Source organism: Agromyces allii (assembly GCF_009749385.1).
Classification (GTDB): domain Bacteria; phylum Actinomycetota; class Actinomycetes; order Actinomycetales; family Microbacteriaceae; genus Agromyces; species Agromyces allii.
Map to the genome: position 1 here is coordinate 423,314 of NZ_WBIN01000002.1, position 23,241 is coordinate 446,554.

General features: G+C 68.5%; 23 protein-coding genes and 2 pseudogenes. 13 read left to right on the forward strand and 12 right to left on the reverse strand.

What is annotated here, in order from left to right:
- The first annotated feature begins 29 nt into the window (after positions 1–29).
- The 7 genes from GQR16_RS04465 (at position 30) to GQR16_RS04495 (ending at position 6,932) form a co-directional block, all read left to right on the forward strand.
- Positions 30–1,583 (forward strand): glycosyltransferase family 39 protein, encoded by a 1,554-nt coding sequence (locus GQR16_RS04465; protein WP_157413937.1) that lies wholly within the window; start codon positions 30–32, stop codon positions 1,581–1,583.
- Between the two features lie 31 nt (positions 1,584–1,614).
- Positions 1,615–2,079, forward strand: coding sequence for a GtrA family protein (locus GQR16_RS04470; RefSeq protein WP_157413938.1), 465 nt, complete (start codon positions 1,615–1,617; stop codon positions 2,077–2,079).
- Positions 2,080–2,162: 83 nt separating this feature from the next.
- Entirely contained in the window at positions 2,163–2,840 is a 678-nt protein-coding gene (locus tag GQR16_RS04475) for a response regulator transcription factor (protein WP_157413939.1), read from the forward strand.
- Entirely contained in the window at positions 2,827–4,164 is a 1,338-nt protein-coding gene (locus tag GQR16_RS04480; protein WP_170298405.1) for a sensor histidine kinase, read from the forward strand. Before GQR16_RS04475 ends, GQR16_RS04480 begins: the two co-directional genes overlap by 14 nt.
- Positions 4,165–4,255: 91 nt before the next feature.
- Positions 4,256–4,672, forward strand: a complete 417-nt coding sequence (locus GQR16_RS04485) for a PepSY domain-containing protein (protein ID WP_157413941.1) — start codon at positions 4,256–4,258, stop codon at positions 4,670–4,672.
- Positions 4,673–4,847: 175 nt separating this feature from the next.
- Positions 4,848–5,687: a class II glutamine amidotransferase gene (locus GQR16_RS04490; RefSeq protein WP_157413942.1), complete on the forward strand. Its 840-nt coding sequence runs from the start codon at positions 4,848–4,850 to the stop codon at positions 5,685–5,687.
- Between the two features lie 78 nt (positions 5,688–5,765).
- Positions 5,766–6,932: a S1C family serine protease gene (locus GQR16_RS04495; protein ID WP_157413943.1), complete on the forward strand. Its 1,167-nt coding sequence runs from the start codon at positions 5,766–5,768 to the stop codon at positions 6,930–6,932.
- A 75-nt stretch (positions 6,933–7,007) separates the two neighbouring features.
- On the opposite strand, the gene GQR16_RS04500 is transcribed toward GQR16_RS04495, so the two are convergent.
- The 5 genes and pseudogenes from GQR16_RS04500 to GQR16_RS04520 all read right to left on the reverse strand — a co-directional run bounded on the left by GQR16_RS04500 (position 7,008) and on the right by GQR16_RS04520 (position 10,032).
- Positions 7,008–7,481, reverse strand: coding sequence for a hypothetical protein (locus GQR16_RS04500; RefSeq protein ID WP_157413944.1), 474 nt, complete (start codon positions 7,479–7,481; stop codon positions 7,008–7,010).
- Between the two features lie 172 nt (positions 7,482–7,653).
- Entirely contained in the window at positions 7,654–8,121 is a 468-nt protein-coding gene (locus tag GQR16_RS04505; protein WP_157413945.1) for an acetyl-CoA C-acetyltransferase, read from the reverse strand.
- Positions 8,117–8,176, reverse strand: a pseudogene (locus GQR16_RS20155) (hypothetical protein); the annotation flags it as partial. The gene GQR16_RS04505 and the pseudogene GQR16_RS20155, both read right to left, overlap by 5 nt.
- 172 nt (positions 8,177–8,348) lie before the next feature.
- Entirely contained in the window at positions 8,349–9,152 is an 804-nt protein-coding gene (locus GQR16_RS04515; protein ID WP_157413946.1) for a CPBP family intramembrane glutamic endopeptidase, read from the reverse strand.
- Positions 9,142–10,032, reverse strand: coding sequence for a Clp protease N-terminal domain-containing protein (locus tag GQR16_RS04520; protein WP_170298406.1), 891 nt, complete (start codon positions 10,030–10,032; stop codon positions 9,142–9,144). The genes GQR16_RS04515 and GQR16_RS04520 overlap by 11 nt, the downstream gene beginning before the upstream one ends.
- Before the next feature lie 343 nt (positions 10,033–10,375).
- On the opposite strand from GQR16_RS04520, the gene GQR16_RS04525 reads away from it, so the two are divergent.
- Positions 10,376–10,957: a dihydrofolate reductase family protein gene (locus GQR16_RS04525; RefSeq protein ID WP_157413948.1), complete on the forward strand. Its 582-nt coding sequence runs from the start codon at positions 10,376–10,378 to the stop codon at positions 10,955–10,957.
- 16 nt (positions 10,958–10,973) lie between these two features.
- Positions 10,974–11,768 (forward strand): inositol monophosphatase family protein, encoded by a 795-nt coding sequence (locus GQR16_RS04530; RefSeq protein WP_157413949.1) that lies wholly within the window; start codon positions 10,974–10,976, stop codon positions 11,766–11,768.
- Positions 11,769–11,924: 156 nt separating this feature from the next.
- On the opposite strand, the gene GQR16_RS04535 is transcribed toward GQR16_RS04530, so the two are convergent.
- The 3 genes from GQR16_RS04535 to GQR16_RS04545 are packed head-to-tail and all read right to left on the reverse strand — an operon-like array spanning position 11,925 to position 13,310.
- Positions 11,925–12,413, reverse strand: coding sequence for a pyridoxamine 5'-phosphate oxidase family protein (locus GQR16_RS04535; protein ID WP_157413950.1), 489 nt, complete (start codon positions 12,411–12,413; stop codon positions 11,925–11,927).
- On the reverse strand, positions 12,385–12,708 hold the full coding sequence (locus tag GQR16_RS04540) for a hypothetical protein (protein ID WP_157413951.1): 324 nt from the start codon (positions 12,706–12,708) through the stop codon (positions 12,385–12,387). The genes GQR16_RS04535 and GQR16_RS04540 overlap by 29 nt, the downstream gene beginning before the upstream one ends.
- Before the next feature lie 38 nt (positions 12,709–12,746).
- Positions 12,747–13,310: a Dps family protein gene (locus GQR16_RS04545; protein WP_157413952.1), complete on the reverse strand. Its 564-nt coding sequence runs from the start codon at positions 13,308–13,310 to the stop codon at positions 12,747–12,749.
- Between the two features lie 306 nt (positions 13,311–13,616).
- On the opposite strand from GQR16_RS04545, the gene GQR16_RS04550 reads away from it, so the two are divergent.
- Positions 13,617–14,801: an adenosylhomocysteinase gene (locus tag GQR16_RS04550; protein WP_157413953.1), complete on the forward strand. Its 1,185-nt coding sequence runs from the start codon at positions 13,617–13,619 to the stop codon at positions 14,799–14,801.
- A 30-nt stretch (positions 14,802–14,831) separates the two neighbouring features.
- Here GQR16_RS04550 and GQR16_RS04555 read toward each other — a convergent pair whose 3' ends face one another.
- Complete coding sequence (locus GQR16_RS04555; RefSeq protein WP_157413954.1) at positions 14,832–15,797, reverse strand: LysR family transcriptional regulator; 966 nt, start codon at positions 15,795–15,797, stop codon at positions 14,832–14,834.
- 77 nt (positions 15,798–15,874) lie between these two features.
- Between GQR16_RS04555 and GQR16_RS04560 the strand changes: the two genes are divergently transcribed.
- The 3 genes from GQR16_RS04560 to GQR16_RS04570 all read left to right on the forward strand — a co-directional run bounded on the left by GQR16_RS04560 (position 15,875) and on the right by GQR16_RS04570 (position 19,802).
- Positions 15,875–17,629 carry an L-aspartate oxidase gene (locus tag GQR16_RS04560; RefSeq protein ID WP_157413955.1) on the forward strand — a complete coding sequence of 585 codons (1,755 nt, stop codon included), beginning with the start codon at positions 15,875–15,877 and terminating at the stop codon, positions 17,627–17,629.
- 332 nt (positions 17,630–17,961) lie between these two features.
- Positions 17,962–18,957, forward strand: coding sequence for an NADP-dependent oxidoreductase (locus GQR16_RS04565; protein ID WP_157413956.1), 996 nt, complete (start codon positions 17,962–17,964; stop codon positions 18,955–18,957).
- Positions 18,958–19,175: 218 nt separating this feature from the next.
- The gene (locus tag GQR16_RS04570) at positions 19,176–19,802 is read left to right on the forward strand and encodes a nitroreductase family protein (protein ID WP_157413957.1); all 627 of its coding nucleotides are present in this window, start codon (positions 19,176–19,178) and stop codon (positions 19,800–19,802) included.
- Positions 19,803–19,859: 57 nt separating this feature from the next.
- Here the strand turns inward: GQR16_RS04570 and GQR16_RS04575 are convergent, their stop codons facing one another.
- The 3 genes and pseudogenes from GQR16_RS04575 to GQR16_RS04585 all read right to left on the reverse strand — a co-directional run bounded on the left by GQR16_RS04575 (position 19,860) and on the right by GQR16_RS04585 (position 23,230).
- A complete protein-coding gene (locus tag GQR16_RS04575; protein WP_157413958.1) occupies positions 19,860–20,471 on the reverse strand; it encodes a TetR/AcrR family transcriptional regulator in 612 nt (203 codons plus the stop codon).
- 358 nt (positions 20,472–20,829) lie between these two features.
- A pseudogene (locus GQR16_RS04580) lies at positions 20,830–21,243 on the reverse strand (enolase C-terminal domain-like protein); the annotation flags it as partial.
- A gap of 997 nt (positions 21,244–22,240) precedes the next feature.
- Positions 22,241–23,230: a hypothetical protein gene (locus GQR16_RS04585; protein ID WP_157413959.1), complete on the reverse strand. Its 990-nt coding sequence runs from the start codon at positions 23,228–23,230 to the stop codon at positions 22,241–22,243.
- Positions 23,231–23,241 lie beyond the last annotated feature (11 nt).

A 23,241-nucleotide genomic window follows, 5' to 3' on the forward strand; every position in this document is an offset into this window, starting at 1 on the left:
ACAGACACCGGTTCGGAATCGAGTCCACCATGACGAGCACGCTCAGCCCTGCTCAGGCCGCCGCGGCTCCAAGCGCGGCTGCGAGCGCGGACCCGGCCGCGCACCCGACTGCGCCACCCGCACCGAACCGGCGACGTCTTGCCGCGCCGGCCGTCGGGCTCCTCGCGGGGCTGATCGCCGTGGCCGGGGCCGGCATCCCGTCGTACTGGGGCGACGAGGCCGCGAGCGTGCTCTCGGCCTCGCGCAGCCTGCCGAGCCTCTTCGCCCTGCTCGGGCACATCGACGCCGTCCACGGAACCTACTACCTGTTCCTCCACGTCTGGACGGGCCTGTTCGGCACGTCCGAGGCGGTCGTGCGCCTGCCGAGCGCCATGGCCGTCGGCATGGCCGCAGCGGGCACGGTCGTGCTCGGCGGACGGCTGTACGACCGGCGGCTCGGCGTGCTCGCGGGCCTGGTGTTCGCGATCCTCCCCGAGGTGACGCGCATGGGAGTGGAGGCACGCTCCTACGCCTTCGCGATGGCCGCGGCCGTCTGGCTGACCGCGTGGTTCGTCGCACTCGTGCGGCGCGGAGAGACCCGTCGCCGGATCTGGCTGCTCTTCGGCGTCGCCGCGGCCGGGGCGGTCTACGTCTTCCTGTACCTGGCACTGCTGCTGGTCGCGCAGCTCGTGTTCCTCCTCGCCTGCCGCGCCGACCGTGCCGTCGTGCGCAGGTGGCTCGAGGCGGTGACGCTCGCCGCGCTGCTCGCCGCACCCATCGTGGCCGCGGCGCTCGACCAACGCGCACAGATCCGCTTCCTCGCCGAACGCGACTACGCCACCCCGGCATCGGTCCTCGTGGGCCAGTGGTTCGCGACCCCGGTCTTCGCATGCTTCGCCTGGGCGTTCATCGTCGTCGCGCTGGTCGCCGGGTTCTGGTCCGACCGCCGACGCCACTTCAGTTCATTCGCGCTCGTGCTGACGTGGTTCGCCGCTCCGACGCTGCTGATCCTCGCGGGGAACGCCTGGGTCTCCCCCATGTACAACCTCCGCTACCCGTCGTTCTGCGCCCCGGCCGTGGCCCTGCTGATCGCGCTCGGCATCGACCGCGCGGCATCCGTCGCTCGGGACGGCCGCTGGCGCACGGTCGGGCGCATCGCAGCGACGGTCGTCCTGGTCGCCGTGGCGGCACCGCAGTACGCGGCCCAACGCGGGCCGTACGCGAAGGACGGAGGCGCGGATCTCCGGCAGACCGCGGAGGTCGTGGCGGCGCATGCGACATCCGGCGACGGCATCGTCTTCGACCCGTCAGTCAAGCCGTCTCGCAGGCCGCGCCTCTCGATCGACCTCTACCCGGAGCGGTTCGCGGGCCTCGCGGACCTCGCGCTCGTGAAGCCCTATGGGGGGCGAACCTCGCTCTGGGATCGCGTCGCCCCGGTCGATGCGATCGCGAATGCGATCCGGCAGCACGACACCGTCTGGGTGGTCGAGAGCGGAGCCGATCGGACCGAGGTCGATGCCGTTCGCTCGCTCGGATACGTCGTGCGCCGGGCACTCCCGGTGCACCGCACGACCGTCTACGAACTGACCAGGGAGCAGCCATGAGCGAGACCTCCGGTCGATGAGGAGTCCCGCCATGCGCGGTGAGCGCCTCGTGCCCGAACTGGTCCAGTTCGGGCTCGTCGGCGGCGCGGGCTTCCTGCTGGATGTCGGGCTGTTCAACCTGCTGAGCCTGACGGTGCTGTCGGCGCACGCCGTGCACGGTGGCCCGCTGTACGCCAAGGTCGCCTCCACGATCGTTGCGATCGCCGCGAACTGGGTCGGCAACCGGTGGCTCACGTTCCGCGACCGCCGCCGACCCGATTGGCTGCGTGAGGCGATCGAGTTCGGGCTCGTCAGCATCGGCGGCAGCCTGCTCGCGATCGGATGCCTCGGGCTGTCGCACTACCTGCTGCACCTCACCTCGCCGATCGCCGACAACGTCTCGGCGAACGTGGTCGGACTCGCGCTCGGTTCCGCGTTCCGCTTCGTCGCGTACCGCTACTGGGTGTACGGACCCCGCGCGGTGCCGGTTGCCGCGCGGGCCGACGCGTCCATATGATCCGAGCATCGGCCCGTCTCCAGCTGGCCTTCAGCTGGGCTTCAGCGGCACGCTGAACGCTTGGACCACGGAGAGGAGGCTGCATGCGCCTGTTGATCGTCGAGGACGAGACCCGGCTCGCCGACGGCATGAAGCGCGGCCTGGAGGCCGAGGGGTTCGCGGTCGACATCGCCGCGAACGGCGTCGACGGGCTGTGGCTCGCCGAGCAGCAGCCGTACGCGGCCATCCTGCTCGACCTCATGCTGCCGGGGTACAGCGGTTTCGAGGTCTGTCGACGGCTCCGCGAGCAGGACAACTGGACTCCCGTGCTCGTGCTCACGGCGAAGGACGGCGTCTTCGACCAGGTCGAGGCGCTCGAGACGGGTGCCGACGACTTCCTCACGAAGCCGTACGCCTTCGCGATCCTCGTCGCACGACTCCACGCCCTGATCAGGCGCGGCACCTCGCCGCGCCCGCCGGTGCTCCGAGTCGGCGACCTCTCGTTGGACCCGGCGACCCGCCGGGTCGAACGAGGCGGCGCGAGCATCGACCTGACGGCGCGCGAGTTCGCGGTGCTCGAGTTCCTGTTCCGCCGACCCGGCGAGGTCCTCGGAAAACGCGCGATCCTCGACGGCGTCTGGGACTTCGAGTTCGACGGCGACCCGAACATCGTCGAGGTCTACATCCGCCACCTGCGCAACAAGATCGACCGGCCGTTCGGGCGTGCGAGCATCGAGACCCTTCGTGGTGCCGGGTATCGGCTGCATGATGACCGCCCCTGAGCCGAACCGGCGCCGCGCCGGCGTCAGACTTCGGGTCACGGCGTTCGCGACCTCCGTCGTCGCCGCGGCGCTCGTGCTCGGGGCCGTCGCGCTCTGGGCCGTCGTGCGCGCGTCGCTCTACGACGGGCTCCTCGACGGCGCCGGCCAGGACGCCTCGGCGGTCGCCTCCCAGCTCGAGGAGAGCGGGACCGGCTCGCTCGGAGAGCTCGACGACGACCGGCTCCTGCAGGTGGTCGACTCGAGCGGCACCGTGGTCTCGCGGAGCGAAGGGGCGCCGTCGCATCCCGTCACCTCGGTCGAGGATCCCGCCGAGATCGTCCAGGTCGACGGCACGTCGTACGTCGTCGCGGTCGAGGAGGCCGACGGCGGAACCTTCGTGATCGCCGGCCGGGAGACCACCGACGTCGATGCCACGGTGGGCATCATGACCATGGCGCTGGCCGTCGGCATCCCGCTGCTGGTCGCACTCGTCGGCGTGGTCGGTTGGCTCAGCGTGGGGCGTGCACTCGCACCCGTCGAACGGATGCGCCGGCAGGTCGGCGACGTGACCGCGGCGAGCTTGAACCGGCGGGTCGACGAACCCGGAACCGGCGACGAGATCGATCGCCTGTCGCGCACGCTCAACGCGATGCTCACCCGATTGGACCTCGCCCAGATCTCGCAGCGGCGGTTCATCTCGGATGCCTCGCACGAGCTGAAGTCGCCGCTCGCGGTGCTTCGCCAGCACGCCGAGCTCGCCCTCACCCACCCCGACCGCGTGCCGCCTGCCGAACTCTCCGCCACCGTGCTCGAAGAGGGAGCACGACTCGAAGCCCTGGTCAGGGGCATGCTGCTGCTCGCGCGCGCCGACGAGGCGGCGCTCGAGGTCGAGCGCCGCGACGTCGATCTCGACGACCTGCTGCTCGACGAGGCGGCCAGGCTCCGCACCACGACGACGCTCGTGGTGGACACCACGGGCATCGGGGCCGTGCGGGTTCGGGGAGACGAGGCCCTGCTCGCCCAGGTGGTGCGCAATCTCGTCGACAACGCGCGCGGGCACGCCGACGCGCGGGTGGCGCTGTCGGCAGCGGCCTCGGCGGGGCTCGCGACCGTGACGGTCGCCGACGACGGGCCCGGCATAGCCGTGGCCGACCGTGAGCGGGTCATGCACCGGTTCGTGCGTCTCGACGAAGCCCGTGCACGGCACGACGGAGGCACGGGACTCGGACTGGCCATCGTCGACGAGATCGCGCGGGCCCACGGCGGCAGTGTTCGGCTCGACCGCGACCCGGTGCTCGGCGGTGCGCGATTCGTCGTCGAGCTGCCCGTGGCCGAAGACGGCTGAGTCCGGCCCCATCGAGGTCGAAGCTCCGCTTCAGCGTCGCTTCAGTGCCCGCGGCCGACACTGGGGGCACCTCGAGAAAGGACAGACACTCATGAGGAGACGACTGATCGTCATCACCGCGGCCGCAGCAGGCGCACTGCTCGTCGCAGGAGGAACCGTGGCGGCCGTCGCCGTCACCGGCGGCACCGGCGACGAGAGTGATTCGCACGAGGATTCCTCGACCGCGATCACGGGCACGGCGCTCGACCAAGCGACCGCAGCGGCCATCGCCGCGGCCGGTGCGGGCACGGTGACCGAATCCGAGGCCGGCGGCGACGAGGCGGCCTACGAGATCGAACTGAAGCTGGATTCCGGCGGATCCGTCGATGTCAGGCTCGACGACCACTTCACCGTGGTCGACGTGAGCCCCAACTCCGACCAGGGTGACGGCGACGGCGAGAGCGCCGACGACTCCACCCAGCAGAACGAGGGCCCGCAGGGAGACGGCGACGGCGAGACGGCGGACTGACCGACGCGATCGCGGCGTCCGGTCGGACGTCGAAATGGAGCCGCCCCGTTGGGCGGCTCCACCTTTCTCTGGGGCACCGCGCGCGACGCTCATCCTGCCGAGGTCTACGATTGCCGTGAACGCGGCGCTCGGCGCGAGCGTCGCGACCCGACGATGACGTTCAGGGGGTCGCGAGATGTGTCGTTGGCTGGCCTACTCAGGCGAACCGCTCCAACCGTCGATCCTGGTGCTCGACGCGCAGCATTCGCTCGTCGCCCAGTCGCTGGACTCGCCGCTCGGCGCGGAGACCGTCAACGGCGACGGCTTCGGATTCGGGTGGTACCCCGCCAGCGCGGCACAGGGGTCGACGCCCCACCTGTTCCACAGCACGGAACCGGCCTGGAACGACGAGAACCTCCGAGAACTCACCCAGGCCGTCGAGAGCCCGCTGTTCTTCAGCCACGTCAGGGCGGCCGCCGGCCCGCCGATCCAGCAGACCAACTGCCACCCGTTCCGCCACGACCGCTGGCTGTTCATGCACAACGGCTCGATCGCCCAGTTCGGCCGGCTCAAGCGCGACCTCACGTTCGCGGTCGACCCTGCGCTCTATCCGAGCATCCGCGGCACCACCGACTCCGAGGTGCTCTTCCATCTGGCGCTGACCTTCGGCCTGCAGGACGACCCGGTGGGCGGCATGCGCAAGGCCATCCGATTCGTCGAGGAGACCGGTGAGGCCGCCGGTGTGCGGTTCCCGATGCAGGGCACCGTCGCGGTCTCCGACGGCATCACGCTCTGGGCGTTCCGGTACTCGACGCAGGGCCGCAGTCGTTCGCTGTTCCACTCAGCCGACATCCCGACGCTCCGTGAGATGTACCCCGACGCCGAACGGCTCTCGTCGTTCGGCGATCGTGCACACGTGGTGGTCTCCGAACCGCTCAACGACCTTCCGGGTGCGTTCCTCGAGGTGCCCGAGTCGACGGTCGTGATCCTCGACGACACGGGCTACCACCACGAGCCGTTCCTGCCGCACGACTGACCGCAGTGCGTCCGGAGTGTTCATGACCGATCGCGACCCCTCGCGCTGTTAGCCTGACGAGGATCATTGGGGGGGACGATGGCGCAAGAGGGCGACTCGGGCGAGCCGCAGAGCACCATCGAGCCCGCAGAGGACGCGAGCGCTCCACCGGCGACCGGCGACGACTCACCCGCCGTCGCGCCTGCCGGCGGATGGCCGAACCTCCCCCGCTGGGTGATCGCCAGCGCCGCTGCCGGAGTCGCGCTGCTCCTCCTCGCCGGAGGCTTCATCGCCGGAACGATCACCGCGATCGCGCTGAGCAGCGGCAACGGGTCCTGCGACGCGAAGTCCGTGGCGGACCGCGTGCTGCCCACCATCGTGACGATCGTCGTCGAATCGCGCGATGGCTCGAGCAACGGGAGCGGCCAGATCATCACGAGCGATGGGTACATCCTCACCAACAACCACGTGGTCTCGCCCGCCGTCGCGTCGGGACGTGTCGCCGCCAGGTTCAGCGACGGTCAGTTGTTGCCGGCTCGCATCGTCGGCCGTGATCCGAAGACCGACCTCGCCGTGATCAAGGTCGACAGCGACGAGGATCTCCCGGTGATCGACGAAGGCGATTCGGGCTCGCTGTCCGTCGGTCAGCCGGTCGTCGCGCTCGGCGCACCGCTCGGCCTCTCCAGTACCGTGACCGCCGGAATCGTCAGCGCGCTCGGCCGCACCGTGCCCGTGCCGAGCGACGACGACCGGAACGCCATCCTGGTCGGGGCGATCCAGACCGATGCGTCGATCAATCCGGGCAACTCGGGCGGTGCGCTCGTCGACTGCCGCGGACGGCTCATCGGGGTGAACACCGCGATCGCGACGGTCCCGGGTGCGAGCGGACAGATCAGCACCGGCAGCGTCGGCATCGGATTCGCCGTTCCGCAGTCGGTCGCCGTGCCGATCGCCCACCAGCTCATCGAGCACGGAGAGGTGACGTACCCGAACATCGGCGCCGACCTCATCCCGATCCCCCACGCCGTGGCGGCGCACTACGGCGTGCCCAACGGGCTCTTCGTCCAGGCGGTGACGAGCCGGGGTCCTGCGGACGCTGCCGGGATCCGACCGGGCGATGTCATCACCTCGATCAACGGCCAGCCGGCGACGAGCCTCGACGTGCTGACGCACATCCAGCTCACGAGCGCCGCAGGCGACACCATCACGGTCGACTACCTGCGTGGCCGCACGCAGTACACGACGACCGTGACCCTGGCGGACTGACCGCACGGACCGACTGGTCGGGGATGCTTCGCCGACGCTGAATCGACGCCTGGCAGGCCGGTTCGGAGCGCTGGTCTATTCGTAGTGGGAGTGTTCCGGTCGGAACCTCGTGTCTCCGGGCCGGAAGTCGATGCGCTTCGCAGCCTCCAGGATGATCCCGGCCCGTTGCGCCTCATCGCGTGCCTGGGCGGCGGACGTGGCGTCCAGTTCGCGCTGGTGCTCGTTCGCACGCGTGCCGATGTCGAGCAGGATCTCCCCGACGAGCGAGGCGAGACCGCCGGCGAGTTCAGCGAGATTCGTGTGTTCGATGACGAGGCGGCGATCCACTGGTTTCAGAACGACCTGCGGGTAGCCTGCGTCGTGCAGTTGCGCCTCCACGGCCGGGGCACCGAGCAACTGCAACTCGGCCGGTGTCGGGCGGCGGGTGAAGACCGCCGAGACGCTGTAGCGCTCGGGTTCGTCCGGTGTGCCGAGCGTCGCAGGCAACTCGTTGACCAGGACGTGCGTGACTCCGAACGGTTCGTCGCCGGAAACCTGCGAGGAGACCATCAGGACCTGGCTTCGGACGGTGCCGGGATTTCGTGAATGAGCTTCATTTTCGGAGTATGGGCGCCCAACATGTACCTGCTCACAGGTTCAGTCGGCGCCACCGGTCGTGCATGCTCTCATGCACACGAAACGCAGTCCGTGCAGACCGGAGCCGCGGATGCCACGGACTCATTCACACCCGTTCGAACACCGCCGCGATCGCCTGGCCGCCGCCGATGCACATGGTCTCGAGGGCGAGCGATCCGTCGAGCGCCGGGAGTTCGTGCGCGAGGGTCGCGAGCACCTGCACGGCGAAGGCCTCGTTCAGCTCGATGACGTCCAGATGGTCGAACCGGATGCCGGCGCGCCGAATGGCGAGGTTCGCGGCGGGAACGGGCGCGACGCCGAAGCGCAGCGGGTCGTCGCCCGCGACCGCCCACGAGACGAGCCTGGGTATCGGCACGAGCCCGAGCTCGGCGGCGCGAGCCGGCGTCGTGACGATGCACGCGGCCGCGGCGTCGTTCTGTCCGCTCGAGTTGCCCGCGGTGACCGTCGCCTCGGGGTCTCGACGCAGGATCGGGCGCAGTGCCGCGAGCGCGTCGGCCCCATTCGGTCCATTCCCCGAGCAGGCGATGCGCGGTCGACAGGGGCAGCCACGCACGTTCGGCGACCTCGCTGAGCGTCAGTTCGTCGCCGCGGTCGAAGGCATCGGCGATCGCGAAGAGCTACTGCGCCACCCGGCGATCATCGTCACCCCGCGGCATCGTCGCCCCCAGTCGCGTCGCTCGCATCGGCGACCGAGGCGAGGACGTTCGCGTCGAAACGCCAGAGGGAACGATCGGACACGGCGGTGTGCTTTCGGATGGGAAGGCGCGGGGCTCGAGCGTATCAACCCTCGCGATGGGCCGGCGCACCCGACCGGAGGGCGCGACGGACCGTTCGCCTCCGAAGCGCGAGGAAGACCTCGGGCGCGACGAGCACGGCGAGGATGTTCGCGACGACGTGCACCGCGATCGCGAACTCGAGTCGTTCGGTCGCGAGGTAGACCACGGTGCACGCGAGTCCGATGAGCGCCGCGTTCGTGATGCCCGTCCACCGCTGGTCGATGTGCGCGAGCGCGAAGAGGAGCCAGGGAGCCAGGATCGCGACGGTGAGGCTCCCGGTGAAGGCGTAGACGGCGGCCGGCAGCACGGCGCGGAAGATGAACTCCTCGCCGATGCCGCCCGCCAGGATCGCGGAGGTGGCGTGGACGAATCGCTCGGCCCGCCCGGTGGTGAGGCCGATGCGGTCGGCGAGCATCCTTCTGCGGCGACGCCCGAACGCCCGGAACAGCACGTACTGGGCGAGGATCGCGAGCACCGCCGTCAGCGCGAGCAGGACCACGATCCCGGGTTGCCGTCCGGACCCCTCGGCGAGTGCGCTCCGCGCCCAGCTGACGACGGCAATCTTTCCGGCGGCCTCCAGATAGTCGGGGACGAGCCCGCCCCAGACCAGCAGGAGTCCGCCGACGACGACGGCCGATGCCAGCACGGTCAGCGTCTCACGCGCGACCAGCCGCGGCATCCGCTCGGATGCGATCGCGAACAGCGCGGGTTTCGCGGCCTCCAGCATGCGGTGCAACAGGCCGGGAACCACGATCAGGGCCACTCCGAGCGCACCGACGAGGACGAGCTGGTACGGGTCAGCGGGCATCGCGCGGCCGTTCCGGCGTCGGGCCGCCCGGCATCCAGCCGGCGTCCAACAGGTCGCGCGCACGGTGCATCCGGCCGCGGGTCTGCGCACTCCACCCGGCGATCAGGGAGGCGGCTAGAGGCCACCGAGCGTAGTCGCCCTCCATCAGCAGCTCGCACCGCCAGTGCGTCTCCTCGCCCATCGGCGTCAGCTCGTTCACGGCGACCGTCGGCAGCAGATCGGTCGGCGCGAGCACCCGGGTCCGCTCGCGTCGGCCGGGTACCTCGACGACGCTCTCGTATCGATGCGTGACCTCGCCGGACGGCGTTCGATGCCGGACCTCCTCGATCAGGACGCCGTCGGCCTCCGAGACGACCGCGCCGTGCACGATGGACTCCGACAGGAGGGGCGCATTCCGGACCGGGTGCACGAGCGACCAGACCAGGGGCGCCGGATGCGGCACTCGGAGGTCGACGCGCTCGACGACCTCGCCGCTCCCGGAACGCCGCTCGTCGTCGGTCACCCCGTGCACCTCGGTCGCGGTGACGACGGCGCGCTTGAGCGCCCGAGTGCGAACGCCCAGCGCCGCCAGGATGGACACCGCGACGGAGTCGGGTTCGTCCAAGAGCCCCAGCAGGAGATGCCCGGTCGTGACCGCCGCGCCGCCCGCATAGGCCACTGCCGTCAGGAGGGCACGAGCGGTCATCGGTGCGAACGTCGGCTCGGTGCCGCCGGCGTTCGTGTCGGGCGCGAGCGCTTCGGCGGCCACGAGCAGGTCGGCCGGCTCCACTCCCCTGGCCGCCAGCGCACGGCCACCGATGCCATCGTCGAAGGCGAGCGACAGCAGCAACGCCTCGGTGCCGATGCGTCCACGACGGCTCCCGGCCTGCGCAGCGAGCACGACGACTCGTCTCGAACGCGACGTCCACCGTTCCGGGTGCATGGGATTCGACGGATCTCGCAGTGCCGGAGCCGCGTCCGAGAGGAACCCGGCGGTCACCGGCGAGAGCGACCCGCGCATTCCTGCTCCTTCGACGGATACGTCCAGTCCGGGCACTGGATCGGCCAAACACTAGCGGTCGGGGATGTCGCGCCAGGGCCGGCATCTCGTTCGACGGTCATCCGCCACTCGACGGCCACCTCTCCTCAAGCCCTTCGACACCTCAGCGGTCGCGATGTAGCGTCGGTCACGTCGAGGTGCCCGTGACGCGCAGAGCCGGCACCCTGAATCGGAGGAGAGCCTCGTGGGCAAGGTGGTCCTGTACAGCTCGGTCTCGGTCGACGGCTTCATCGCAGATGAGGACGACCAGCCCGGGCCACTCTTCGACTGGTTGACCAGCGGTGACGTGCCGTTGGACGAGAGCGGCTTCCTGAAGGTCTCGCAGGCGTCGTACGACCACACCCGGCCGTACTGGGACCAGATCGGGGCGACCATCGTCGGCCGCCACGTCTTCGACCTGACCGACGGCTGGGACGGCGAACCTCCCGGCGGGGTCGACCACGTGGTCGTCGTGACGCACCGGCCGAAACCCGAGGGCTGGAACCCGGAGGCGCCGTTCCACTTCGTCGACGGCGTCGAGGCGGCCATGACCCTGGCGCAGGAGCTCGCGGGCGACCGCATCGTCGAGGTCGCCGCCGGCGACGTGGGCGGCCAGGTGCTCGCCGCCGGCCTCGTCGATGAGGTGCGAATGGATGTCGCCCCCGTCGTGCTCGGCTCGGGCAAGCGCTACTTCGGGTCGGCCGAAGGGCAGCACCTGCTGGAGGACCCGGTCGCGGTGGTCCAGGGCGAGCGGGTGCTGCACCTGCGCTATCCGGTGCGTCGCTGACTCAGAGGGAATTGCTGTGTTCTCCGATGCGGAAGTCGCGGTGCACGCGGCCCAGGCAGGCGCGGCGGTCGCCCGCGCACGGTTCGGCACCGAGTCGCACCGCATCAGAGACACCGGAGTCGACTTCACCACGGACGCGGACGTTGAGGCAGAGCGCGCGATCCGTGCGGTGCTCGCGAAGCATCGACCGGACGACGGAGTTCTCGGCGAGGAGTTCGGAGGAAGCAACGACCGCCCCCGTCGATGGCTGGTCGATCCCATCTGCGGCACCCTGAACCACGCCGCGGGCGTGCCGCTGTACGCCGTCAACGTCAGCCTCGAGATCGATGGCGTGACATCAGCAGCCGCGATCGCAGACCCTGCGGCCGGACAGACGTTCTGGACCGACGGCATCGAAGCACGGCGGCGAGATGGTCCTTCGCGGGGCCAGGAGTCCGACGTGGACGTTCCCATCGCACCGGCCCCGACGTCGCGCATCGTCACGGTCAACCTCGAGAGCCACTACCCCGGATCGATCGCCGACCGACTGCTCTTCGACGCGACGTTCCGCGAACAGTTCAGCCCGAGGTGTCTCTCGACCACGCTGGCGCTCTCCTGGGTCGCCACCGGGCAACACGCCGGGTACATCACCGGTGGAGACCTTCGAAGCAGTGTGCACTGGTCCGCCGGCATCGCATTGTGTCGTGCGGCCGGTGCGCGCGTGACCAATCTGACGGGCGGCGACCTGCATACCGGCGCACACGGCCTGATCGCCGCCGCCGACGCAGAGACGCACGCCCGCATGCTGGCCGTACTGAACACGATGCGATAGGCAGACGCGAGCCGCCCGTGCCCACGAAGATGGTGCGCCCGACCCGACCTCGGCATCCGTCGCCCATCCGAACTTCCGTGCGCGTCCGTGCGGGCGTCCGGGGCGCTCGGGGTCGCGGGCGTCTCGCTCGACATCACGCAGCCTCGATCGACGTGGTCAGAGGCTGACGGTCTCGTTCTCGCCGCCGTCGTAGCGCTCGCCGGTGATCTTCGCCTTCACGAAGCTGATCAGGGTCGCGATGCGCCCGCCCGGGGTGTCCCAGAACTCGCCGGATTCCGCGGTGACGCGGATAAGGACGGCGTTCGGACTCTGGGGGCCGTCGGGCAACCAGGCCTCGACCGCCGCGTCCCACAGCTCGTCCTTCTTCGCGTGATCGTCGACGATCTCGGCGGTGCCGGCGAACGAGACGAACGTCGATCCGGAGTTCAGGGTCACCCCCACGGTCCGGTTCGCGGTGATCTCGCTGACGTCGCGCGAGTCGCGCTCGGCGAAGTACCAGAGCTCACCGGCATCCGTCACCTCGCGAGGCGCCATGGGCCGCGAGACGAGTCGACCTTCGCCGTTGATGGTCGTCAGCCATCCGTAGGGGATGCCGCGGGCGAGTTCGATGATTCGTTCAGCGGGGGTCTTCTCGGTGTCGGGCATGTGCCCCTCCTTCGATCGATGTCGCCGATTCGACGCGAGGCGGACCGGCGTTGGGCGAGTCGGCCGCCGATGCTGCGCGGCGGACAAGCTCTTCGAGGCGGTCTTCGCCGACGCTGATCCCGGCATCCTCCAGGCGCTGGCGAAGCAGTTCGCGCGCCTGCAGGCCAGGACTTTGCGTGAGGTCGGCCCGCGTCTGCACGACGATGCCGTCGAGCGCCTCGTCGATCGTCCGGTCGTTCTGCTCCATCACCGGGGTGTCCCGCACCGTCTCGGATTCTTCACTGTGCTCCGTCATCGTGATCCCTCTCTGAGGCCGCGCGGGGGCGGACTCGTTCACGCCGTTCGGGCGACGCGGTTCTCCGCACTGACCATCCACGCGTACTGCTCGAGCTTCTCGAGGATCGCATGCAGGATGTCCGCGCTGGTGGGGTCCTCCTCGTCGACCGCGTCGTGCACGTCGCGACAGGTCGAGACGGTCGCCTCGAGGCGTTCGGTGACCAGATCGACGACCGCCGTGGTGTCGAGTTCGCCAGACGGGAACTCGGGAAGCGTCGTGGTCTCGGCAACCGTGTCGCTGCGCCCGTCGGGAAGCGCGTGGAGCGCACGCATCCGCTCGGCGACGGTATCGCTGAACTCACGTGCGGAATCGATGATCTCGTCGAGTTGGCGGTGGGTGTCGCGGAAATTCGTTCCGACGACGTTCCAATGCGCCTGCTTGCCCTGGGAGGCGAGTTCGATCAGGTCGACGAGCACCTTCTGCAGATTCTCGCTCAGGCCCTTCGACGCGCTGAATCCGCTCTCGGCGTTCTGCTCGTCGGTGAGACCGGCCCCGCGGGCCGGGCGGCGCTTGTTACGGGTCGCGGATGACGTGCTCGCACTGCTCTGCTTCACTGGCATGCTCCGAGGCTACGCAGCAGCCGATCCCCCGTCACCGGATTGTCCATGGCATGGCCGTGTGATATCCCGCGACGCGGCTCGCGCGGTCGGTGCCGCTCTTCGCTCGCGTTCTCGCGCAGAGTTCACTCATCGACGACAGGAAGGGCCGGAGACCTGGTTCGTGACCGCGTCGCGTCCGTGCACGGGGTGTTTGGTCGAACCGGTGGCCACCACCGACGATGGAGGTGTCCGCATCGTCGCCGACGTCAGCGCTCGGCGGCGATCACGGGGTCGGCACACGCCGGCATCAGCTCTGAAAGGTCTCCGATGCGCCCTCCCACCCTTGCTCCGACCGGCCACCCGGCGATCGACTGGGCCACCCGTTCCATGCCCCTGCTGGCCGACAGCATCCGGCGCGACTCCCCCGTCTTCGACGGTCTGCATGTGGGCATCTGCATCCACATCGAACCGAAGACAGCGGTGCTCTGCCGTTGGCTGCTCGACCAGGGCGCACGCGTCACGCTCACCGGCAACGTCGGCACGACCGTTCCCGAGACCGCCCGGGCTCTGCAGGAACTGGGTGTGACCGTGATCGGCGATCGCGCCGATGATGCCGACACCCACGACCGGAATCTCGACGAACTCCTCGCGGCCACTCCCGACCTCATCATGGACAACGGCGGCGAGCTGATCGCCAGGCTCACCAGAGGTGCACCCAGATCCGAGGCCTTCCTCGGCGCCACGGAAGAGACGACGACGGGTGGAATCGCCATCCGTTCCCTTCCCACGGCGCCGGACTTCCCCGTGATCGTGATCAACGACAGCCGACGGAAACTCATCGTCGAGAACGAGCACGGCGTCGGGCAGAGCATCGTCCAGGGATTCATGAACGCGACGAACTCGATGGTGCCGGGAGCCCGCGCCACCGTGGTCGGCTACGGACCATGCGGCAAGGGAGTGGCCGACACGCTCCGCGGTCTGGGCGCGACCGTGAGCGTCGTGGACACCGACCCGTTCCGGGCGCTCGAGGCGATCATGCGGGGCCACACGGTCGGCACCCTCGAGACGGTGCTCCCGACCACCGAACTGCTGTTCCTCGCGACCGGGGCGCGCAACGTCATCGGTGCTGCGCAGTTGCCGTTCCTGGCCGACGGCGTCATCATCGCCGGAGTCGGACACGAGGGCCTCGAGCTTGACTCCGAGGCGCTGCTGCGCGAGACCCGGCACACGATCAACCTGTCTCCCGCGGGAGGCGACCCCGACGCCCGAGTCCTGCATCGACTGGCGGACAGCCGGGAGATCATCACGCTCCACAGCACTCGGATGATCAATCTCACCGCGGCCGGCGGCAATCCGATCCAGGCCATGGATCTCGGGCTGTCACTGCAAGCCCGCAGCCTCGCAGCGATCGCCCGAAAGGATGCCGGGTGGACAGGGGCCGGACCCGTGCCCGCGAACATCGACCGAGAACTCGCTGAAGCGCTCGTCGCGCTCCTCAGCAAGAACGGCTGACGTCACCAAGCCCTTCTGCGGGGCCGCCGCTCACTCCGCAGGTCGCGCGAGTCGCATCGTGGCACCCGCGCGGGCGGCGAACGTGGTGGCGCTCGCGGTGATCGTGCGGCGCATCACCTCGACGGCCGCGGTCGGCGCGACATCCGCGGGTCGGGCGACGCTGATCGTGCGCGAGAGCGCGGACCCGGTGACCTCCGACGCGTCGTTCCTCGGCACCTCGAGCCGCACCGACCGCAGTCCGGGCCGGTCGATCAGCACCATCGCGGGCACGATCGCGACGCCGAGGCCGCGCTCGACGAAGCGCAGCACGGCGTCCATCTCCGCACCCTCGAGCACGACCTCGGGAGTGAGCCCCGATGCACGGAACGCCGCGTCCGTCGTGCTGCGCAGGTCGTAGCTCGAGCTGAAGACGACCTGCGGCAACACCGCCACCTCGTCGAGCGAGACGGTGTCGCCGGCGGCGACGGGCGGCGCGGTGGCCGAGGAGATCACCACGAGCTCCTCGACGAGCAGCGGCGTCACCGTGAAGCGCTCGGTGGTCGAGGCATCCGACGTCGTGATGAGCGCGAGGTCGAGTTCGCCGCTCGCGAGTTCGTCGAGCAGCCGTCGCGACCCGTGCTCCGAGAGGTGCAGTTCGATCGCCGGATGCTCGGCGTGGAACACGCTCAACACCTCGGCGACGAGGCTGATGCAGAGGGTGGGCGTGGCCCCGAGCCGCACCCGACCGCGCTCGAGGCCCGCGAGTTCGGCGAGCTCCCGCCTGACGGACTCGGCGTCGCTGAGCATGCGGCGCGCGAGCGGCAGCAGCGACTCCCCCGCGACCGTGAGGGTGCTGCGCCCGCGCGCGCGGTGGAACAGCTCGGCACCGAGATCGTGCTCGAGCGCGGCGATCTGGCGACTGAGCGAGGGCTGGGCGAGGTACAGCTCCTCGGCGGCTCGGGTGAAGTTGCCGAACCGGGCCACCTCGACGAAGCTGCGCAGTTGTTCGAGGTTCACATCTATAGCGTACGCGCATCGTTCTCATGAGTTAGATGCATTGGAGTAATCGGATGCCGGTGCCTAGCGTTGCACGCATGACCTCCCCGACCCCCTCGAACACCCCAGAACGCCAGATCTCCACGACCGTGCTCGTCATCGGCACCGGCGGATCGGGCCTGCGCGCCGCCATCGAGCTCGCGGAGGCGGGCGTCGACGTGCTCGCTCTCGGCAAGCGGCCCAAGTCCGACGCGCACACCTCGCTCGCGGCCGGCGGCATCAACGCCGCCCTCGCCACGATGGACGCCGACGACAGTTGGCAGCAGCACGCCGCCGACACGCTGAAGGAGAGCTACCTGCTCGCCAACCCGCACACGGTCGAGATCGTGACCTCGGGTGCCGCCCGCGGCATCGACGACCTCGAGCGCTACGGCATGCCGTTCGCCCGTGAGGACGACGGCCGCATCTCGCAGCGTTTCTTCGGCGCGCACACGTATCGGCGCACGGCGTTCGCGGGCGACTACACGGGCCTCGAGATCCAGCGCACGCTCATCAACCGCGCCGCGCAGCTCGACGTGCCGATCCTCGACACGGTCTACGTCACGCGCATCCTCGTGAACGACGAGGGCGCGGTGTTCGGCGCCTACGGCTTCGACGTCGAGGACGGCACGCGCTACCTCATCCACGCCGACGCGGTCATCCTCGCCGCGGGCGGCCACAACCGCATCTGGCGCCGCACGTCGTCGCGACGCGACGAGAACACCGGCGACTCGTGGCGCCTGGCCGTCGAGGCGGGTGGTCGGGTGCGCGACCCCGAACTCGTGCAGTTCCACCCCTCGGGCATCATCGAGCCCGAGAACGCGGCCGGCACGCTCATCTCCGAGGCGGCCCGCGGCGAGGGCGGCATCCTCACCAACGGCCTCGGCGAGCGTTTCATGCACCGGTACGACCCCGAGCGGCTCGAGCTCTCGACCCGCGACCGGGTCGCCCTCGCCTGCTACACCGAGATCAAGGAGGGGCGCGGAACGCCCAACGGCGGCGTCTGGCTGGATGTCTCGCACCTGCCCCGCGAGACGATCATGCAGCGCCTCCCCCGTGTGTACCAGACCATGCTCGAGCTCCAGATGCTCGACATCACGAAGGAGCCGATCGAGATCGCGCCGACCGCGCACTACTCGATGGGCGGCGTGTGGGTGCGCCCCGAGGACCACGGCACCGACGTGCCCGGCCTGTACGCGATCGGCGAGGCCTCGTCGGGCCTGCACGGCGCGAACCGCCTCGGCGGGAACTCGCTCATCGAGCTGCTCGTGTTCGGACGCATCGTCGGCCAGGCCGCGATCGACTACTCGCGCGCGCTTCCGGCGCAGCAGCGGTCGGCGGCCGCAGTCCAGACCGCGCGAGACGAGATCGCCACGCTGCTCGCCGGCGACGGCACCGAGAACGTGCGAGCCCTGCAGCGCGCCATCCGCAACACCATGACCGAGCACGCCGGCGTGGTCCGCGACGAGCAGGGCCTGCTGGCCGGCCTCGCCGAGCTCGACGCGATCGAGGCGCGCATGGCGGATGTCGGTGTGCACCCCGACATCGCCGGCTACCAGGACCTGGCGCACGCCTTCGACCTCAAGTCCGCCGCGCTCGCCGCCCGTGCCACCCTCGAGGCCGCACTCGAGCGCCGCGAGACCCGCGGCTGCCACAACCGCAGCGACTTCCCCGAGACGGATGCCGCGCTGCAGGTGAACCTCGTCTGGTCGCCGTCCGCCGGAGTCACCCGCGAGTCCATCCCGCCCATCCCCTCCGAGATCGCGGCCCTCATGCGCGAGGAGGTCTCGGTGGCCGGCAAGCTCGTCGAGTAGCCGGCGCCGCGCCGGTCGCTCATCATCCTCGAGCAATGGCTCACCAGGGAGCGTGATCACACGACCAGACCGTGGATCGACTTCTGCATACGCCATGAACCCCCGACTGCTCGTCGAGTATCCCTCCGCTCGCTCCGAACTCGACGCTCGCTCCATGCCCGGACCTGCCACGAACCCGAGGGGCAGCGCAATGAGGGCCGACGCCAGCAGGACGACGCCGGGCCACGCCAGGCTTTTATGAGTACACTCATAATTGAGCAGCGTCATTCTTGCTCGACCAATACCCCTCGCGAGAGCGGGTTGCATTCCAGTCGCGTTAGGGAGTCCACCGTATGAGAGCGTTCATCTTCGAGAAGTACAAGCAGGACCTCCACGTGGCGGACATCGCAGAACCCATCGTTGGCGAGCACGACGTCCTCGTGAAGGTCCTGGCGGCGGGGGTCAACCAACTGGATGAGAAGATCCGAACCGGCGAGTTCAAGCAGATCCTCCCCTACTCCCTTCCGCTCACGCTCGGGCACGACCTCGCCGGCACCGTGATTCAGGTGGGCTCAAGCGTCGGCGACTTCAAGCCGGGTGACCAGGTGTACGCGCGTCCGCGTGATCACCGGATCGGCACGTTCGCCGAGCGCATCGCCGTCCACGAAGACGACGTCGCTTTCCAGCCGACCACGATCAGCGCCATCGAGGCCGCGTCGCTCCCACTCGTAGCACTGACGGCATGGCAGGCGCTCGTCGTCAGGGGCAACGTACAGCCCGGACAGAGAGTCCTCATCCACGCAGGTGCCGGCGGCGTCGGGACCATCGCGATCCAACTCGCCAAGCACCTCGGTGCCCACGTCGCGACGACCGCATCCGCCTCGAACGCGGCCTTCGTGCGCGACCTCGGCGCAGACGTCGTGATCGACTACCGATCCCAAGACTTCGAAGAGGAGCTTTCCGGGTACGACCTCGTGCTCGACAGCCTCGGCGGCCAGAATCTGGAGCGGTCGCTCCGAGTGCTGAAGCGCGGCGGGATGGCGATCGGGATCTCCGGGCCGCCGACACCGGCCTTCGCGAAGCAGGCGGGCTTGAACCCGGCCCTGAGGCTCGCGATCGCTGCACTCAGCCGAAAGATCCGCGCGCGAGCGAAAGAGCTCGGCGTGAGCTACGACTTCCTTCTCATGGAGGCGAGCGGCGATCAGCTCCGTCAGATCGCCGGACTCGTGGATGCCGGGGCGATCCGTCCGATCGTCGACAGGACGTTTCCGTTCACGCAGACGGGGCGGGCCCTGCAATCACTTGCAGAAGGAGGCTCCCGCGGAAAGACCGTCATCGTCGTCGGGTAGCCCGCCATCGCCGAGATGGCACCGCGATCGGATGGCAGTCGACGGATCATTCGAGCCGCCTCCGCTCGGTGCACAGCGAGCGCACACGACCTCAGCGAGAAATGCTGCGCATTGGGTAGTCCGAGGTCTCTCCGTTACGTGGCCACCTCTCCGCATCAACCACGGCAGGAGAATGACACTCGGCCGCTACCGACGCCGACTCGACGAGAGGGCACGTTATGACCGAACTCCTCCCCCTGAACCCCGATGAGCTACTGACTACCACCCGTGCCGTGCGCAAGCGTCTCGACCTCGAACGCCCGGTGCCCATCGAACTCGTGAAGGAGGCCCTCGGCGTCGCACTTCAGGCACCCTCAGGCGGAAACCGTCAGAAGTGGCACTGGATCGTGATCACCGATCCCGAACGGCGCAGGATCGTCGCCGAGCACTACGCGGCCTCGTACCGCGCCTACGCGTCTCAACAACCCTCGGCCCCCTCCGCGGAGCGCGCGAAGATCATCTCGAGCTCGGACTACCTCGCCGACATCCTGGCGCAGGTACCGGTCCTCATCATCGGCGCCATCGACACCGGCGAGACCGAACTCCCGACCGGCAACCAGGCAGGGCTCTGGGGATCGGTCCTTCCCGCAGCATGGAACCTCGCCCTCGCCCTGCGCGCGCGTGGTCTCGGCTCGGCCTGGACCACCCTCCACCTGCGGTACGAACGCGAGGTGGCCGAAGCGCTCGGCATCCCCTCGACCGTGCACCAGGGCGTCCTCCTGCCCGTCGCGTACTCCATGGGCGTGGACTTCAGACCAGCGCCGCGCGGCCCGCTCGACGACGTCGTCCACATCAACACCTGGTAGCGCGGGGCCGAGAGCACGCGTCATCCCTCGCCGAGACGATCGAAGGGCTCCGAGCGGTCAACGCAGGAGGAGACGGACCTGATCGCGGATGTCGGTGACGACCGCCGACTCGGCAAGGGAGACGTTGACGGTCGCGGCCATCGTCAGGAACATCGCGGAGGACACCATCCTGGCCAGCGTGGCCGCGTCCGCCGGGCTGAACGTCGTGTCGCGCCGAAGGACGCCGGCCATTGCCGTCTCGGTCTCACCGACGATGGTGAGCGCCTCCGCATGATGAGGTTCGGTAGGGTCGCCGAAGAGCATCTCGCGCAGGTACGTGCGGCCGTTCTCGACGTGTGCACGATTGCACGACACGATCGGCCTGACGATGGCCATCAGCGCGTCGAGGGTATCGGCCTCGGCATCCGCCGCGACCCGCCCCTCCCCGAGCGCTTCGGCATAGTGCGCGTTCTGGACCATGAGCAGCAACTCGCCCTTGGTCTTGGCATACAGGAACAGCGTGCCGGCTCCGATGTCGGCCTCGTCGGCGATCTGCTGCGTGGTGACCTCGTCGACACCGTACTCGGCGAACAGTCCGCTCGCGGCAGCGATGATCCGCTCGAGCTTGGCCTGCTTGTTCCGCTCTCGTCGCCCCACCGGAGTCGTCGCAGCAGGAGGAGAAACCGCCATCCGGGGCTCCTTCCGGGAGAAGAATCTGATCATACTCAGTTCCGAGCATAGTCACTACCGTGCGAGCGCGGGTTTCCACGCATGGCCAGTGAACCCGGCCCCTCCCACAACGGCGGTACGGACTCGACAGAAAGCTGACCTGCACTCATGGCCTCACTCGACGCCACCGCGGTGGTCTCCACGATCCGCCAATGGACCATGGAACGACCGCACGCCCATAGTCCACCCGCATGTTGCGCCGGTTCCACGGCCGCATCGAGATTCGGCGAGGTGAATGAGTACGTTTCACTGCGAAGGAATTCAGACCCTCACGCCCGAGTGGAATGAGCAAACTCGCTCAACGCCATCCGTATCGATGTCAGGCGGCCGCCATCGGCTCGGGGCTCCCCGTCCACGTGTACGCAGCGATCGATGCGGCGAGCATCTCCGCTCCTGAACCGGGCGCGAGTGGCGCCTGGTAGGACCCGTCCTCAATCACGACGGGTACGGCGAAGTGTTCATGGAGATGGTCGACATATTCGATCACGCGTCCCTCGCGTGATCCCGAAACTGCGACGAAGTCGAACATCGAGAGATGCTGCACCAACTCGCAGAGGCCGACGCCGCCGGCGTGCGGGCAGACCGGAACGCCGAACTTCGCGGCGAGGAGAAGATTGGCGATGTTCTCGTTCACTCCCCCGACCCGGGCGGCGTCGATCTGCATGAAACCGATCGCACCCGACTGCAGGAGTTGCTTGAAGATGATGCGATTCTGAGCGTGTTCCCCTGTGGCCTCACAGTTCCGCAGACGGACGGCCGGTCTTCCCACCTCGGCAGAGGAGCAACCCGAGCGCCGCTCCCTTGACGCGCTCATCACCGCATGGCGACACGGTCTCACGAAAATCGTGACGATCCCATGCCGCGGATCGTTCACCAGAGTCATCGGACCGCACGCCCTACTCATTACTGACGAGACCCGCGCCGACGCCGACGCCTTCAGCACCGCGCTCGACCAGTTCAGACCTTGAGCACCGCATGCCGATCCCTATGCGGGCGGGTAAGTGAATGCTGCCAATTCGGGCAGCGCTTCATCAGCAAAGAAGCTAAGTATGGAACGACCAACACCGACAAGTTGCGCTTGGAACAGACCGCCAGCTCGCGGGAACTGGCCACCATGTCCAGCTCAGCCGAGATACTCCGAGATGAACCCAGAATGCACGAGCACCCCGTCCACGGAGCCTCATTTGCGCCGAATAAACGGAATCGCGGCACTCGCGAGCCACGCGAGTCGGTAAACACCCTGATCAGCAGGTGTTTCCAACGCCATCGAGATTTGAGCTCGAAACATCGGCATTCTGGACACACTCGGCCGAGAAACACCTGATCAGCTCGAAGTCCAGCACGAACAGCAGAACGACGCCAGCAATCTGACGCAATGGGAGGGGTCGGCAAATCCCTGATCAGATCGTGAATCCACGAAGTAGGGCGGACGGGACTTGAACCCGTGACCGATGGACTCGCCAGGGGCTACTCCATCGGATTTCGAATCTCGGTGGCTGCTCGACTGATCTCGACCTGACCGGGGATTTCTCGCCGATCCTGAAATTACGAGTTCCACACTACTCGCGAAGCCTCGACGCAGCTCGACAGGGCTCGGATCGAATAAACGTTGGATAAACGTTGACGGTTCAAGTCCCGGTCCCCGAACACAGCATCTGAACCCAAGTCACCCTTCGGCCATGATTGCTTCCACCTATGGTCCCGCGTGACCGGCCTTCGCTGACACCCGCTCAACGTCGGGCGAAGTAGCGCAGCAGATTCCTTTCGTGGATGGACAGTGTGGCGACGGTAGCTCCTACGGTCGTGCCAACAATGATCCCGACGAGCGGGCGAAGGCCAATGAGTAGGAGCGGAGTGAATTCGTCCGGATCGGCGCGGGCAAAGCCTGCCGCGGCCGCAGAGCCTAGCGTGATCGGAACCACGAGTAGCATCGCAATCTCGATCAGGATCGTCGCGAGGAGATCTACTCTCCTGACACCGACATGGAGTGCCGCGGCGAGTTCAAGCCGACGCAGCCAAATGGCGAAGGCGGTGAGAAGCGCAGAAACCAGAACCGCAAAGTACGGCGCGAAGCTTGTAACCCGTGCCTCGTATCGCTCCTCACCGCGAAACTGCGTTCCGAAGGTCTTGTTGACCGCGCCTCCCTCCGGGGAGTTCGACGAGTCGACCCGTTCTGGCATCACAGTCGCTCGGAGCGCAGTTGGGAGGGCCGGCGGTTCTGGCCATGCTTCCGCCCAACACTCGTCGAATACACCATCGGCCGTTACCGGCAGCAAGGCAGCGTATCCGAGGTCTGAGCGTCGCCCATCGTCCGGCCAGTTGTAGATTCCGGCGATGTGCGCCGATCCAACTGTCAGCGGGATCTCATCGCCGACACCTACCCCGAGACGCTGGGCGACGGATGCCGCCAAGTAGATTCCAGTTGCTTCGGTCGGGGCGGCGACCAAAGCGGCGAACGACGATGTGACCTCGTACACCGGTATGGACCCAGCGGGCAGGGCGAGGGGCCGAAGAGGATCACTCGCCTTTCGGATTGCGCCGGCCCCGCGAACTCCCTCAGCAACTGCGATAGCGCCACATTCGCGCGAGTCGATCGCGCCGACCGCGGTGATGGTCTTGGTGGACGCGCCAGATTGTCGATACGCGTATGCATCATCAAGTGATGCTCGAATGGCAATCCCGTCAGCGATCACCAAACTCACCGCGAAGACGGCGAGCATGCCTCCGAGGA

What these genes read in the sequence shown, in the direction of transcription:
- GQR16_RS04465 (WP_157413937.1), top strand. Translation starts at nt 30, where the DNA reads ATGACGAGCACGCTCAGCCCTGCTCAGGCCGCCGCGGCTCCAAGCGCG.
- GQR16_RS04470 (WP_157413938.1), top strand. Translation starts at nt 1,615, where the DNA reads ATGCGCGGTGAGCGCCTCGTGCCCGAACTGGTCCAGTTCGGGCTCGTC.
- GQR16_RS04475 (WP_157413939.1), top strand. Translation starts at nt 2,163, where the DNA reads ATGCGCCTGTTGATCGTCGAGGACGAGACCCGGCTCGCCGACGGCATG.
- GQR16_RS04480 (WP_170298405.1), top strand. Translation starts at nt 2,827, where the DNA reads ATGACCGCCCCTGAGCCGAACCGGCGCCGCGCCGGCGTCAGACTTCGG.
- GQR16_RS04485 (WP_157413941.1), top strand. Translation starts at nt 4,256, where the DNA reads ATGAGGAGACGACTGATCGTCATCACCGCGGCCGCAGCAGGCGCACTG.
- GQR16_RS04490 (WP_157413942.1), top strand. Translation starts at nt 4,848, where the DNA reads ATGTGTCGTTGGCTGGCCTACTCAGGCGAACCGCTCCAACCGTCGATC.
- GQR16_RS04495 (WP_157413943.1), top strand. Translation starts at nt 5,766, where the DNA reads ATGGCGCAAGAGGGCGACTCGGGCGAGCCGCAGAGCACCATCGAGCCC.
- GQR16_RS04500 (WP_157413944.1), bottom strand. Translation starts at nt 7,481, where the DNA reads ATGGTCTCCTCGCAGGTTTCCGGCGACGAACCGTTCGGAGTCACGCAC.
- GQR16_RS04515 (WP_157413946.1), bottom strand. Translation starts at nt 9,152, where the DNA reads ATGCCCGCTGACCCGTACCAGCTCGTCCTCGTCGGTGCGCTCGGAGTG.
- GQR16_RS04535 (WP_157413950.1), bottom strand. Translation starts at nt 12,413, where the DNA reads ATGCCCGACACCGAGAAGACCCCCGCTGAACGAATCATCGAACTCGCC.
- GQR16_RS04540 (WP_157413951.1), bottom strand. Translation starts at nt 12,708, where the DNA reads ATGACGGAGCACAGTGAAGAATCCGAGACGGTGCGGGACACCCCGGTG.
- GQR16_RS04545 (WP_157413952.1), bottom strand. Translation starts at nt 13,310, where the DNA reads ATGCCAGTGAAGCAGAGCAGTGCGAGCACGTCATCCGCGACCCGTAAC.
- GQR16_RS04550 (WP_157413953.1), top strand. Translation starts at nt 13,617, where the DNA reads ATGCGCCCTCCCACCCTTGCTCCGACCGGCCACCCGGCGATCGACTGG.
- GQR16_RS04560 (WP_157413955.1), top strand. Translation starts at nt 15,875, where the DNA reads ATGACCTCCCCGACCCCCTCGAACACCCCAGAACGCCAGATCTCCACG.
- GQR16_RS04565 (WP_157413956.1), top strand. Translation starts at nt 17,962, where the DNA reads ATGAGAGCGTTCATCTTCGAGAAGTACAAGCAGGACCTCCACGTGGCG.
- GQR16_RS04570 (WP_157413957.1), top strand. Translation starts at nt 19,176, where the DNA reads ATGACCGAACTCCTCCCCCTGAACCCCGATGAGCTACTGACTACCACC.
- GQR16_RS04575 (WP_157413958.1), bottom strand. Translation starts at nt 20,471, where the DNA reads ATGGCGGTTTCTCCTCCTGCTGCGACGACTCCGGTGGGGCGACGAGAG.
- GQR16_RS04585 (WP_157413959.1), bottom strand. Translation starts at nt 23,230, where the DNA reads ATGCTCGCCGTCTTCGCGGTGAGTTTGGTGATCGCTGACGGGATTGCC.